Origin of the sequence: Massilia putida (genome assembly GCF_001941825.1) — a bacterium.
Lineage (GTDB): Bacteria > Pseudomonadota > Gammaproteobacteria > Burkholderiales > Burkholderiaceae_D > Telluria > Telluria putida.
In genome coordinates this window covers 2937188-2950313 of the sequence record NZ_CP019038.1, presented here as the reverse complement: position 1 = coordinate 2950313, position 13126 = coordinate 2937188, and the positions used below count along the sequence as shown (strand labels likewise).

The 13126-nt window shown below is 65.3% G+C and carries 14 protein-coding genes; 6 read left to right on the top strand and 8 right to left on the bottom strand.

Going from position 1 to position 13126, the window contains the following annotated elements:
• Window positions 1-2: 2 nt before the first annotated feature.
• The 4 genes from rlmH to hemF are packed head-to-tail and all read right to left on the bottom strand — an operon-like array spanning window position 3 to window position 2733.
• A complete protein-coding gene (gene rlmH, locus BVG12_RS15315; protein ID WP_075793150.1) occupies window positions 3-473 on the bottom strand; it encodes a 23S rRNA (pseudouridine(1915)-N(3))-methyltransferase RlmH in 471 nt (156 codons plus the stop codon).
• Window positions 474-479: 6 nt separating this feature from the next.
• A complete protein-coding gene (gene rsfS, locus BVG12_RS15310; protein ID WP_075793149.1) occupies window positions 480-1166 on the bottom strand; it encodes a ribosome silencing factor in 687 nt (228 codons plus the stop codon).
• Window positions 1166-1825, bottom strand: a complete 660-nt coding sequence (locus BVG12_RS15305; RefSeq protein WP_229503890.1) for a nicotinate-nucleotide adenylyltransferase — start codon at window positions 1823-1825, stop codon at window positions 1166-1168. The genes rsfS and BVG12_RS15305 overlap by 1 nt, the downstream gene beginning before the upstream one ends.
• Complete coding sequence (gene hemF, locus BVG12_RS15300) at window positions 1822-2733, bottom strand: oxygen-dependent coproporphyrinogen oxidase (RefSeq protein ID WP_075793148.1); 912 nt, start codon at window positions 2731-2733, stop codon at window positions 1822-1824. Before hemF ends, BVG12_RS15305 begins: the two co-directional genes overlap by 4 nt.
• A gap of 479 nt (window positions 2734-3212) precedes the next feature.
• Here hemF and BVG12_RS15295 point away from each other — a divergent pair, with 479 nt between their 5' ends.
• Complete coding sequence (locus BVG12_RS15295) at window positions 3213-5582, top strand: sialidase family protein (RefSeq protein WP_075793147.1); 2370 nt, start codon at window positions 3213-3215, stop codon at window positions 5580-5582.
• Window positions 5583-5642: 60 nt separating this feature from the next.
• Window positions 5643-6224 carry a PEP-CTERM sorting domain-containing protein gene (locus BVG12_RS15290; protein ID WP_075793146.1) on the top strand — a complete coding sequence of 194 codons (582 nt, stop codon included), beginning with the start codon at window positions 5643-5645 and terminating at the stop codon, window positions 6222-6224.
• A gap of 406 nt (window positions 6225-6630) precedes the next feature.
• Here the strand turns inward: BVG12_RS15290 and purD are convergent, their stop codons facing one another.
• The 3 genes from purD to BVG12_RS15275 form a co-directional block, all read right to left on the bottom strand.
• Window positions 6631-7902 (bottom strand): phosphoribosylamine--glycine ligase, encoded by a 1272-nt coding sequence (gene purD, locus BVG12_RS15285; RefSeq protein ID WP_075793145.1) that lies wholly within the window; start codon window positions 7900-7902, stop codon window positions 6631-6633.
• Window positions 7903-7946: 44 nt separating this feature from the next.
• Complete coding sequence (locus BVG12_RS15280) at window positions 7947-8672, bottom strand: YebC/PmpR family DNA-binding transcriptional regulator (protein ID WP_075793144.1); 726 nt, start codon at window positions 8670-8672, stop codon at window positions 7947-7949.
• A gap of 95 nt (window positions 8673-8767) precedes the next feature.
• On the bottom strand, window positions 8768-9547 hold the full coding sequence (locus tag BVG12_RS15275) for a DUF2182 domain-containing protein (RefSeq protein WP_075793143.1): 780 nt from the start codon (window positions 9545-9547) through the stop codon (window positions 8768-8770).
• A 168-nt stretch (window positions 9548-9715) separates the two neighbouring features.
• Between BVG12_RS15275 and BVG12_RS15270 the strand changes: the two genes are divergently transcribed.
• Genes BVG12_RS15270 through BVG12_RS34555 form a run of 4 tightly spaced genes read left to right on the top strand, consistent with a single transcriptional unit; the run spans window position 9716 to window position 12195 of the window.
• Window positions 9716-10642, top strand: coding sequence for a DMT family transporter (locus tag BVG12_RS15270; protein WP_075793142.1), 927 nt, complete (start codon window positions 9716-9718; stop codon window positions 10640-10642).
• Window positions 10643-10671: 29 nt separating this feature from the next.
• Window positions 10672-11052, top strand: coding sequence for a methylglyoxal synthase (locus BVG12_RS15265; protein ID WP_075793141.1), 381 nt, complete (start codon window positions 10672-10674; stop codon window positions 11050-11052).
• Between the two features lie 19 nt (window positions 11053-11071).
• Entirely contained in the window at window positions 11072-12052 is a 981-nt protein-coding gene (locus BVG12_RS15260) for a quinone oxidoreductase family protein (RefSeq protein WP_075793140.1), read from the top strand.
• Window positions 12049-12195: a hypothetical protein gene (locus tag BVG12_RS34555; RefSeq protein ID WP_169926820.1), complete on the top strand. Its 147-nt coding sequence runs from the start codon at window positions 12049-12051 to the stop codon at window positions 12193-12195. Before BVG12_RS15260 ends, BVG12_RS34555 begins: the two co-directional genes overlap by 4 nt.
• A gap of 118 nt (window positions 12196-12313) precedes the next feature.
• Here the strand turns inward: BVG12_RS34555 and BVG12_RS15255 are convergent, their stop codons facing one another.
• Window positions 12314-12955, bottom strand: a complete 642-nt coding sequence (locus BVG12_RS15255) for a DUF4136 domain-containing protein (RefSeq protein WP_075796383.1) — start codon at window positions 12953-12955, stop codon at window positions 12314-12316.
• Window positions 12956-13126: the final 171 nt, after the last annotated feature.

The window sequence follows — 13126 nt, the reverse complement described above, 5'->3', positions numbered from 1 at the left end:
GCTCATACCCGATGGTAGGGATGGTTTTGGGTGATCGACCAGGCACGATATAACTGTTCCGCCAGCATCACGCGCACGATACCGTGCGGCAGCGTCATGCTGGAAATGCGGATCAGCCCGTCGGCCCGCGCCTTGAGTTCCGGATCGAGGCCGTCGGCCCCGCCGATCAGGAAGGCCACGTCGCGGCCGTCCTGCTGCCATGCCTCCAACTGCTGCGACAGGCCGACGCTGGTCAGATCCTTGCCGCGCTCGTCGAGGGCGATGATGCGCACGCCTTTCGGCAGCACGGCTTCGATGCGCTCGCGCTCGAGCGCCATCGCGGTGGCCGCCGTCTTGCTGCCGGAGCGCTCGACCGGCTTGATTTCCTTGAGCACGATGCGCAACTCGGGCGGCATGCGCTTGACGTACTCCGCGAAGCCGGTCTCGATCCAGGCCGGCATCTTGTGGCCGACCGCGGCGATGATCAACTGCATTGCAGCTTATTCGTCGGCTTTTTTGATGCGGCGGATGACTTTCTTGGCCGGTGCTTCGCCTTCGGCCGCGGCCTTGGTGGCGCGCTTCGGTGCGGCGGCGGCTTTCGCTGCCTTGGCGGCCTTCGCGTCGGCGGCGGCGGTCTTGGACACGGCGACCTTCACGGTGGCGCCCGTCGGGATCTTCTTCGCGGCCGGTTTCTTGGCGGCCGGCTTGGCATCGGTGGATTTCTTCGCAGCCGGCTTGCGCTCGCGCACCGGCTTGGCTTCTTCCTGTTCCTGGTTCGCGGCCAGGTGCTTCGATTTGGTCTTGGGCGCGTCCGCGTCCTGGCCTTCGGCCGTCGACTTGCGCTTGGCGGCGCCCAGTTTCACCGGCTTGTCGCCCCAGATTTCTTCCAGACGGTAGTACTGGCGGATCGCCGGCTGCATGATGTGGACGATCATGTCGCCCAGGTCGACGAGGACCCATTCACCCGTGTCTTCGCCTTCCAGGCCGACCACGTCGCCGCCTGCTTCCTTGACCTTGTCGCGGACCGAGGCGGCCAGCGCCTTGGTCTGGCGATTCGACGTGCCCGACACGACCGCGATGCGGTCGAACAGACTGGTCAGGTGCGTCGTGTCGAACAGGACGATCTCCTGGCCCTTGACGTCTTCGAGGGCGTCGACGACGAGCGTTTGCAGTTTCTTGATATCCATTAGCTTTTGTATAAGTTATGTTGTTGAATATAGTCTAGCACTTGCGGCGCAACGAGCGCGCTTATGTCAGTACGGGGCACCGCGTGCAATGCCGCGCGCACCTGGGTCGCCGATACGTCGACGGCCAGCGTGTGCGCGAGGCAGACTTTGCCCGCCGGGCTGGCGCGCACGTCGTCGAACGACGCGCGCCGGTTCGCCAGTTCCGCCGCCACGGCGGGTGGCAGCGCGGCATCGTCGAGCCGGTAGCCGGGGCGGGCGGCGACGCCGAAATTGGCGAGCGCGAACAGGTCTTGCCAGTCGCGCCAGGTATTCAGTTTTTGCAGCTGGTCCGCGCCCATCACGAACACGATGGAGGCGGCAGGCCCAACCTCGGCGCGCACTTCACGCAAGGTCTCGACCGTGTAGGTCGCGCCATGACGGTCGATTTCGCGCGTGTCGATCGTCACGGGGGCGGTGCTGTCCGCGAACGCCAGTTCCAGCATCGCCACCCGGTCGGCATCGCCCGCTTCCAGGCCACTCGTTTTCTGCCACGGCTGGCCGGCCGGCATCACGCACAGCTCGTCCGGACGGAGCAGGCGCGCGAATAATTCGGCCAGCGCGACGTGGCCGTAATGCGGCGGATCGAAACTGCCTCCCAGTAGGGCGACACAACGCGTCACGGGGCCAGCCAGTCCCGGTGGGGAAGGAAGTCGGAATACAGGGCCGCTTCCGGGCTGCCCGGTTCCGGATGCCAGTCGTAGCGCCATTTGACGATCGGCGGCATCGACATCAGGATCGCTTCCGTGCGCCCGCCCGACTGCAGGCCGAACAGCGTGCCGCGGTCCCACACGAGGTTGAACTCGACGTAGCGTCCGCGCCGGTAGGCCTGGAAATCGCGTTCGCGTTCGCCGTAGGGCTGGTCCTTGCGGCGCTGCAGGATCGGCAGGTAGGCGTCGAGGAAGCCGTTGCCGACGCTCTGCACCAGCGCATACGACGCATCGAACCCGAGTTCGTTGAAGTCGTCGAAGAAGATGCCGCCGACGCCGCGCGCTTCCTTGCGGTGCTTCAGGTAGAAATAATCGTCGCACCAGCGCTTGAAGCGCGGATGGAGCTCGTCCCCGAACGGCGCCAGCGCATCGTGGCAGACCTGGTGGAAGTGGCGCGCATCGGCCTCAAAGCCGTAATAGGGCGTGAGGTCCATGCCGCCACCGAACCACCAGACGGGGTCCTTGCCTTCGGCCGTCGCTTCGAAAAACCGCACGTTCATGTGCACGGTGGGTGCGTACGGGTTGTGCGGGTGCAGCACGAGCGACACGCCCATCGCTTCCCACGCGCGGCCCGCGAGTTCCGGCCGCGCGGCCATCGCCGACGGCGGCAGGCTGGCGCCGCGCACGTGCGAGAAATTCACGCCGCCACGCTCGATCACATTTCCGCCTTCGACGAGGCGCGACACGCCGCCGCCGCCCTCGAGCCGTTCCCACGTATCGCGCAGGAAGGGCTTGCCGTCGACGTCTTCCAGCGCTTGCACGATGCGCGCCTGGAGGTCGAGCAGCCAGGCCTTGACGGCGGCGGGGTTCGGAGTTGACATGTGGAAATGTGAGAGAAAAAAGCGAACGGAGGATTGTACACTGATGCGATGGATCGTGATAGGCGACTGATCACAGCGTAAGTTGCCGCGAGGAAACCACTACCACGGTCCCATCCCATCGTTCCCTGTGCCTCTATCAATACTGCGTAAACATATAGAAGTTTCTGCACATTTCTAAATTTCGTAGTCGTAAATATAAGCACTGCGCATTCTTTGCGAATAGTCTTGGCTCATGAAACCGATTTCTCGCCTGCCGCATCGGCGGATCGGGAAGACATAACAAAAATCGACCGGAGACCGCCATGACGCACACGATCCCACATCGGCCACGACCGTAGCGCACACCGCGCGACGGCGGCGACGCCACCCATTCTTCCTTCAACGATTCACATCTCCGGCACGAACGGACAGCCTTTGGCCGTGCGCGCCGGGGTGATGCACTGCAGCAAACGATTCATCACTTTTCTTGGAGTTCACGCATGAAGAAGCAAACCCTCGCCCTTGCCTGCCTCGTGGCCGGCATGGTGGCAGCCTGCGGTGGCGACAGCAGCCCGTCCTCGCGGTCGCCTTCCTTTGCCGCCATGGTCGGCAGCGTGTCCGGCGGCGGCGCCGACGTCGCGACGTCGGGCACCCGTTGGCAAAGCGTGAAGTATGGCGGCGGCGGCTATGTCCCCGGCCTGATCTTCCACCCGACCAGCCCGAACGTCCTGTACGCCCGCACGGACATCGGCGGCGCCTACCGCTGGGACGCCACGACGTCGACCTGGGTGGCGATCACGGATGGCCTGGGCATCACGGATGGTTTCTACATGGGTAGCGAAAGCATGGCCCTGGACCCGAACGACGACCAGCGCGTGTACATGAGCACGGGCTTGTACGACTGGGACGGCCGCAATGGGCGCTTGTATATTTCCACGGACCGCGGGAATAACTGGACGCACGTCGACCTGCCGTTCCGCACCGGTGCCAACGACCCGGGCCGTGCCATCGGCGAGCGCCTGATGGTCGACCCGAACAAATCGTCGGTCCTGTACTACGGCACGCGCACGTCGGGCCTGTGGAAGAGCGAGGACTACGGCCAGACCTGGAACCAGGTGACGTCCCTCACGTCGTTCCAGTACCCGGGCGACCAGATCGGTTCCCTGCCCGGACGCACGTCGGGCGGCATCGAAGGCGTGCTGTTCGACACGTCGACCAAGGGCACCGGCACGGCCACGCAGACCATCTACGCGGCCGTGGGGCCGGATTACGCCAACGCGGCCGGCCTGAACTACGGCATGTACAAGTCGACCGACGGCGGCGCCACCTGGACCGGCGTGACGACCCCCGAGAAGGGCTTCCACATCCCGCACATGGTCCGCGCCAAGGACGGCATGATCTACGTGGCGTTCACCAAGGACATCGGGCCGGGCGCCGGCGGTCCGTGCCGGCTGTACAAGTTCGACGGCACCAGCTGGACGCTGCTGAAGAGCTACGATCCGGGGCAATGGACGAACTGGGGCATCGGCGGCCTGTCCGTCTCCGGTTCGGGGCCGACCACCCGCATCGCGCTGGGGATCTCGAATACCTGGGGTAACTGGCAGGGCCTGCCGATCGTCCAGATGTCGGACGATGCCGGCCAGACGTGGCGCGAGATCGCGACGCAGATGCCGCACACGCCGGACGAGGGCTTCTCCGGCTGGGTCGACGACGTCGAGATCGACCCGAACAATCCGGACCACATCATGCACGTGACCGGCGGCGGCTTGTGGGAAACGAAGAACGCGTCGGCTCCGACCCCGTCGTGGAATCAGCTCAACAACGGCATCGAGGAAAATGCCACGATCGCGCTGATGACGCCGCCCAAGGGCGCGTCGTACACCTTGCTGAACGCCTCGGGCGACATCGGCGTGCACGTGCAGACCGAGCTTCTCAAGAAAACCACGCGCGAGCCGCACGGTGTGTTCGCCAACGGCGTCGGCATCGATACGGCCTGGTCGAATCCGGCCTACATCGCGGCGATCGGCAATCCCGGCTATACCCAGTCCGGCATCCACGGCATCTATTCGACCGACTCCGGCGTGACCTGGACGAAGTTCGCGAGCGAACACCCGGATGCGACGACCCGGGCAGGGGGCTCGGACGAAGCGAGCATCGCCGTGACCGCACCGGGCAAGGCCGTCTGGGCGCCGTCGAATTCGCGTCCGGCCTACACGACCGACAATGGCGCGACCTGGACGTACACGAACCTGCCGGCCCTGTCTGGCGTGGGCGTCGGCCGCGCCTACCGTGTCGTCGCCGACCGCAAGAACCCGAACAAGGTGTATGCCTTCAACTCGGGCGGCGCATGGTGGAACCAGTGGTCGGACACCTCGCACTTCTGGTACTCGACGGACGGCGGTCACACGTTCACGGAAAGCACGACGTTCGTGGGCGCGGGCGCGCGCGTGACGAGTTTCTGGAGTTCGTCGGTCGCCGTCAATCCGAATGCCGAAGGCGATATCTGGGTGGCGGACGGCTACAACGTCCTGCACTCCACCGACTCGGGCGTGACCTGGACCAACCTGAACGCGACGACGCCGATCTGGGGCAAGAACCCGACCTGGCTGTACCCGGAAGTGTATAGCGCGACCTCGATCGCGCTGGGCAAGCCGCCCGTCGGTGCGCCGTACTCGTCTTCCATCTACATCGTGGGCGTGATCAACGGCGTGTGGGGCGTGTACCGCTCGGATGACGGTGCCGCGCACTGGCGCCGGATCAACGACGACAAGCACCAGTACGCCGGCATCGGCAACCTGGCCGCCGACCAGGTCGTGCCCGGACGCGTGTATGCCAGCGGCAACGGCCGTGGCGTGATCTTCAGCTATTGATGACTGCAACGCCGGCCCCCGCATCGGGGCCGGCGGTATCGACTATTTTCGGAGACTCAAATGAAATTCAAAACCATCCTCGCCGCCGTCGCCTTCATGGCCGCAGGCAGCGCCAGCGCCACCGTCCTGACCTTCGACGACCTGACCGAGATGATGTACGGCGACGGCTTCCCGCTGGCCACGAACATGGCTTATGACGGCACGAACCTGACCTATGTGGCATCGGGCTTCCAAGTGACCCTGAATGCGCCGAACGCGGGCGCCGGCATGACGAACATCGGCACCGGCACGTTCGAGCCGCAGACGTACAACTGGCTGGACGGTATCGACAACGGCCCGGGCACGTTCGTGACGCTGACCCGCGTGGGCGGCGGCAAGTTCAACCTGAACAGCTTTGATTACAAGACCGATGCGATCGATGTGTCCGCCGACGGCACACTGGTCGGCACCATCGTGGGCGAGAATACGTGGGCCACGGGGCTGACCGGTATCACCGAGCTGCGCCTGAGCTCGGGCTCCTACGGCCAGATCGACAACGTCGACGTGGAAGCGGCTGCGAGCGCTGTGCCGCTGCCGGGTACGCTGGCGTTGATGCTGGGCGGGCTGGCCGCGGGCGGGTTGGCGCGTCGCCGCCGTCAATAAACGGTCATTCCAGCGCACGCGAACCGTCATTCCCGCGCAAGCGGGAATCCATGCTGAGTGACAGAATCCGCATCCTTGAAGTGCCGCAGCGTTGCTCGATAGACTGATTTCGGCAGCTCAGCACGGGGGATGGCGCCGGTGGCGCTATCCCGCTTGCGCGGGAACGACGCTCTGTTTTCGCTCCACCCACCGTTTTGCGGCATCTCAGCAGCAAAACGAGTCCACTGCTTGACCATGCCACCTTCGGCATCGAGGACTCAGACATGGACAAGTCGAGCTACGTAGACATCTGGCGAGTGGCTTGAACGGAACGCTCTATGTTGGTGTGACGAGCGACCTCGTGAAGCGTGTCTGGCAACAAAAAACGGGATCAGGTCGTCGGTCCTGTCCCGTTCTTTTTATGCCGTCACGCCTGCTTGATACCGCGCCACCCGATATCGCGCCGATACTGCGCGCCGTTGAAGTGGATCTTCTCAACGGTCTCGTATGCCTGCTTCTGCGCCATCTTGACGCTGTCGCCCAGGCCGACGACGCACAGCACGCGGCCGCCCGACGTCTGCAAGGTGCCGCCGACGAGCTGGGTGCCGGCGTGGAAGGTGACGCATTCCGGCGTTTCGGCCGGGATGCCGTCGATGACGTCGCCCTTGGCCGGTGCGTCCGGATAGCCGGCCGCCGCCATCACGACGCCCACCGCGGTGCGGCGGTCCCATTCCAGTTCGACCTTGTCCAGCGTGCCGTTGCAGGCATGTTCCAGCACCGTCACGAAGTCGCTCTTCAGGCGCGTCATGATCGGCTGCGTTTCCGGGTCGCCCATGCGGCAGTTGAATTCGATGACCTTCGGTACGCCGGCCGCGTCGATCATCAGGCCCGCGTACAGGAAGCCGCTGTACGGGATGCCGTCCTTGGCCATGCCCTGGATGGTCGGGTTGATGATCTCGCGCATCACGCGCGCGTGGATCGACGGCGTGACGACCGGTGCCGGCGAGTACGCGCCCATGCCGCCCGTGTTCGGGCCCTGGTCGTGGTCCTTGAGGCGCTTGTGGTCTTGTGACGTGGCCAGGGCGACGACGTTCTTGCCGTCGCACATGACGATGAAGCTCGCTTCTTCGCCGGCCAGGAATTCCTCGATCACGATGCGCGCACCGGCGTCGCCGAAGCGGTTGCCCGACAACATGTCGTCGGCCGCCTGGTGCGCTTCTTCCAGCGTCATGGCGACGACGACGCCCTTGCCGGCGGCGAGGCCGTCGGCCTTGATGACGATGGGCGCGCCCTGGGCGTCGATGTAGGCGTGGGCCTGCTGGACGTCGGTGAAGGTCTGGTACTGCGCCGTCGGGATGCCGTGGCGGTGCATGAAGGCCTTGGCGAAGTCTTTCGAGCTTTCCAGCTGGGCCGCTTCCTTGGTCGGGCCGAAGACCTTCAGGCCGCGCGCGCGGAACAGGTTGACGATGCCGGCCGCCAGCGGCTGCTCCGGCCCGACGAGCGTCAGGTTGACGTGTTCCGCGACGACGAAGTCGGCCAGCGCGGCCGGATCGATGATGTCGATGTTGACCAGGCGCGCATCGCGCGCGGTGCCGCCGTTGCCCGGTGCGACGTAGACCATCTGGACGCGATCGGATTGGGCCAGTTTCCAGGCCAGGGCATGTTCACGGCCGCCAGAGCCGACTACCAGGATTTTCATGGATTGCTTTCGCTGCCAGGCGTTGCCTGTTTGTACGTACTTGATTACTCTTCGATGACTGCGTTCGTATAGACTTCCTGCACGTCGTCCAGGTTTTCCAGGGCGTCGAGGAGTTTCTGCATCTTGAGCGCGTCTTCGCCGGTGAACACCGTCTCGGTGTCGGGCTTCATGATGACTTCGGCGGAATCGGCCTTGAAACCGGCCGCTTCCAGCGCTTCCTTGACGCCGGCAAAGGCGTTCGGATCGCACAGCACTTCGAAGCCGCCTTCGTCGTCCGCGATCACGTCGTCGGCGCCGGCTTCCAGCGCCGCTTCCATCAGCTTGTTTTCGTCGACGCCCGGCGCGAACAGGAACTGGCCCACGTGCTTGAACATGAACGAGACGGAACCCTCGGTGCCCATATTGCCGCCGAACTTGCTGAACGCGTGGCGGACTTCGGCCACGGTGCGCACGCGGTTGTCGGTCATGCAGTCGACGATGATCGCGGCGCCGCCGATGCCATAGCCTTCATAGCGGATTTCTTCGTAGTTGACGCCTTCCAGGCCGCCCGAGCCGCGCTGCACGGCGCGGTTGACGTTATCCTTCGGCATATTGGCGTCCGCCGCCTTCTCGATGGCGAGGCGCAGGCGCGGGTTGGTATTGGCGTCGCCGCCACCCATGCGGGCGGCGACGGTGATTTCCTTGATCAGTCGGGTCCAGATCTTGCCGCGCTTGGCGTCAGTCGCGGCTTTCTTGTGCTTGATGTTGGCCCATTTGCTGTGTCCAGCCATGTCGAGTCTTCCTTGAGCAGAGGACCTCGGCAAAACGAGGCCCCGGAGATGATAATCCTCGACATTTTAGCATAGGCACCCCCGTCTAAATACTGTCAGGGAAACAACAACGCGGTGCCCAGCCCGACCAGTCCCAGCCCCGTCGCGCATGCCACGAGGTGACCTCCGGGCAGCAGTTTTTCGGCAAGAATCAGCGCGATCAGGCCGGCGATCACGGGCAGGTTCAGCACGCCGGCCGGCAGCACGAGCGCCAGCAGCAGCCAGCAGCAGCCCGTGCAGTAGCGCGCATCCGTGACGCCCATGCGGAACGCGCCCCATGTCCCGCGCCGCCAGTGCGTGAGGACGAACGCCAGCGGCGCGCGGCAGTTGTCCAGGCACACATGCTTGGCCGGCGTCCACTGGTAGACCCCGGCCGCGACGAGGGCGAGGGCGCCGACCGTCGGGTGCGCGATGGCCATCGTCTCGTCGAGCGCGCCCGCGTCGTGCAGCTGCCAGTCGGCCAGCGTGGCCGCGACGGCGCAACAGATCCAGACGAACAGATAGCCCAGCATGAACAGGAACGTCGACGGGTAGAGCCAGCGCTCGCGCACGAGCCGCTTGACGCGCGCGTACAGCAGCACGGACGGCGCCGCGGCCGGCAGCATCATCGCGGCGATGACGACGATCCATAACGCCAGCAGGCCCGCGAGGTCGGCCGCGTGGTACGGCCCGACCCGGATGTGCCCGCCGGTAGCCAGCCCCAGCGGCGACAGGCGGCCGGCCCGGAACAGCAAAAACAGCAGGCAGGCCCAGCACAGCGCCGCGAGCAGCGCCAGCAGGGCGATGACGACGGTGCGATCGGCACCGGGACGGCCGACGCCGCTGGCGCGGCTCATCGCGTGCGGCCTCCAGCCGGTTGCGCCATCGGGCGCGAACGGGTACGGCAATGTGCCATGGACATCCTCCGATCAATGTTGAGCAGTGATGGCAGTTGGACCGCGCGCGGCCGGCCGGGTTCGGGGGCGTCCTCAGCCGACGTTATGGATTCCCCGTACAATCGTCGGATGAGCACATCTGCAAGCGATATTTCCGTTGCGTCGACCCCACGTCCGTCCGTGCTGGGCGGCCTGGCGATCGCCATCGGCGGCGCGGTCCTGTTTTCCACGAAGGCGGTCGTCGCCAAACTGCTGTACCGCTACCACATCGATGCCGTCACATTGATCGCGTTCAGGATGCTGTTCTCGTTTCCGGTGTTCGCGGCCGTCGCCGTGTGGAAGATGCGGACCGAGCCGCCGCTGTCCGTGCGCGACCGCTGGCGCCTCGTCGGGCTCGGGTTGATCGGCTATTACATGTCGAGCTATCTGGATTTCCTCGGCCTGCAATACATCTCGGTGGGCCTGGAGCGCCTGATCCTGTTCCTCACGCCGACCTTCGTCCTTTTGATCACGGCGCTGGGCCTCAAGCGCCGCATCGGCCGCGCCGAATGGATCGCGCTGGGCCTGTCGTATTGCGGGATCGTGCTCGTGTTCGCGCACGACCTCAAAGGCGGCGCCGGCAGTACCGTGACGGGCTCGCTGCTCGTGCTGGGTTCGGCGGCCTGCTATGCGGCCTACCTGCTGGGCACGGGCGAGATGGTGCGCCGCATCGGCTCGCTGCGCCTGGTGGCGTACGCGATGTGCGTGTCGAGCGTGGCGTGCGTCGTGCAATTCTTCGTGCTGCGTCCCGCGAGCATGCTCGTGCAGCCGCTGCCGGTTTACGGGCTCTCGCTCGTGAATGGGATATTCTGTACCATCTTCCCTGTCTTCATGACGATGGCCGCGGTCCAGCGCATCGGTGCGACGACGGCCTCGCAGGCCGGCATGATCGGTCCGGTGTCGACGCTGTTCCTGGGCTGGGCCATGCTGGGGGAGCCGATCACGACCGTGCAACTGGCCGGAACGGGCCTGGTGCTGGCCGGGATCTATCTGCTGTCGCTGAAAAAACAACCTTGATCAACCAGAACGCCAGAACGGAACGGAACATGAAACCTCGCATCGCCCTGATCGCCCACGACAAGAAAAAAGACGACATGATCGCGCTCGCCGCCGAATACGCAGACTTCCTGCGCGGCTGCACGCTGTCGGCCACCGGCACCACGGGCGGGCGCCTGATCAACGAACTTGGGCTCGAGGTGACGCGCATGCATTCCGGCCCCGTCGGCGGCGACCTGCAGATCGGCGCCCAGCTGGTCAACGGCGAGGTCGACTGCGTGATCTTCCTGCGCGACCCGATGACCCCGCAGCCGCACGAACCGGACATCAATGCGCTGGTCCGCGCCTGCGACGTGCACAACATCCCGTGCGCCACCAATGTGGCGAGCGCCCATCTCGTGCTGTCGCAACTGCAGGCGACGGCGAACTGATCCATCCAGGAGGTCGGCCATGACGACGGCAAAGGCGATCCGTTTCACGCGTACCGGCGGCCCCGAGGTGCTGGAATACGTCGACGTCGAGGTCGGCGACCCCGGCCCGGGCGAGGCGCGCGTGCGCAATCACGCGATCGGCGTGAACTTCATCGACACGTATTTCCGCTCCGGGCTGTACCCGCTCGACCTGCCCAATGGCCTCGGCCAGGAGGCGGCGGGCGTCGTCGAGGCGGTGGGCGAGGGCGTCACGCACGTCAGGCCGGGCGACCGCGTGGCCTATGCGGCGCGCCCGAACGGCGCCTACAGCCAGCTGCGCACGATGCCGGCGGACGTCCTCGTGCACCTGCCGGACGACATCTCGTTCGAGACGGGCGCCGCGATGCTGCTGCAGGGCCTGACCGTGCAATACCTCCTCAAGCAGACCTATGCAGTGAAACCGGGCGAGACGATCCTGTTCCACGCGGCGGCCGGCGGCGTCGGCCTGATCGCGTGTCAGTGGGCGCGCGCGCTGGGCGTGAACCTCATCGGGACGGCGGGGTCAAACGAGAAGGCGGCGCTGGCGCGGCACCACGGCGCCGCCCACGTCATCAACTACAACACCGAGGACGTCGTGCAGCGGGTAACAGAGATCACGAACGGGGAGAAGGTGCCCGTCGTCTACGATTCGGTCGGCAAGGACATGTTCACGCGCTCGCTGGACTGCCTGCGGCCGCGCGGGCTGATGGTCAGCTTCGGCAACTCGTCCGGGCCGGTGCCGCCGTTCTCGCTGAACGAATTGTCGGCGCGCGGCTCGCTGTACATCACGCGCCCGACCCTGCAATCGTATGCGGCCACGCGCGCGCAGCGCGAGGCGATGGCGGCCGATCTGTTCGGCGTGGTGGCGAGCGGCCAGGTGAGCATCGAGATCCACCAGCGCTTCCCCCTGGCCGACGCGGCCCAGGCTCACATCGCCCTCGAAGGCCGCCGCACGACCGGCAAGACGATCCTGCTGCCATGAGAGAATTCAGCGACGACAACGAACCGCCGATCGACCCGCAACCGGCGACGGAGCCGCGTTTCGGGCGGTTGCTGGTGGTGCTGATGCTGGCGGTGCTCTTGATTGTGGGGATTACGTTTCTGTCGGAGGCGTATTTAAGCTGAGGCTTAAATACGTCGTCCCCGCGAAGGCGGGGACCCAAGTACTGTTTGCGCCTGCGAATCGCTGGCAAAATTGGGCCCCCGCCAAGGCGGCCAGCTAGGTCGGGGGCGACGGTATCTCTTAACCGTCCTGCCGCGGATCCTGCTTCAACTCGATCACGCGCGAGCCGCCATTCGGCCCCGGAAACCCTTCGAACGCGCTCTGCACGAGGGCCGGCATCACGGCCGGCGTCGACATCTGCCGGCTCACGTTGCGCACCGTCACGTCGAACAACCGCTTGCCGTCCGTCGCCGACGCGATCGATATCTGCACCTGGCGGTGGTAGCGGTGCTCTTCCTGCACGTCATAGGCCGGGTACGGCCCCCAGAACGGGTCGTAGAACGGGCTGTACCAGCCGCCCCAGTAGCGCCGGCGCCAGCCCATATAGGCGAAGCGGGGCGAGTAGGCGTACATCGGCGCGAAGGTCGGGTAGATGACCTGCGTCGGCACGTCGATGGTCGAGAAGCGCATCGATACCTTCAGCGCGGGCGCTTGCTGTGCCTCGTGGAAGCCGAGGCGGCTCAGCTGGGCGCGCACGAGGTTTTCGTAGCTCTGCAGCTCCAGCGTATTGTCCTGCGGGGGCGGCGTCTCGAACGCATAGCTCTTGTCGGGCAGCTCGGCGGGCCACTGGTTGAAGGTGGTGACGTCACTGCGGATCGTCGTCGCGCAGCCGCCCAGCAACAGGCTCAGCGCGGCGACCGCCGTGATCATGGTACGTTTCATGATGCGCTCCATCGATTCGGTATTCCCTGTCTGTCGGATTTCAAATCCTGTAATCGGTCTTGTTCAGGAGACCATATTATTCCTGATGCGTGATGTTCGTCGATATATTTACGCGCGGTTACTGCCTATACATGGCGATACAAAAGAAAGGTCGGACGGATTGCGGCGCGA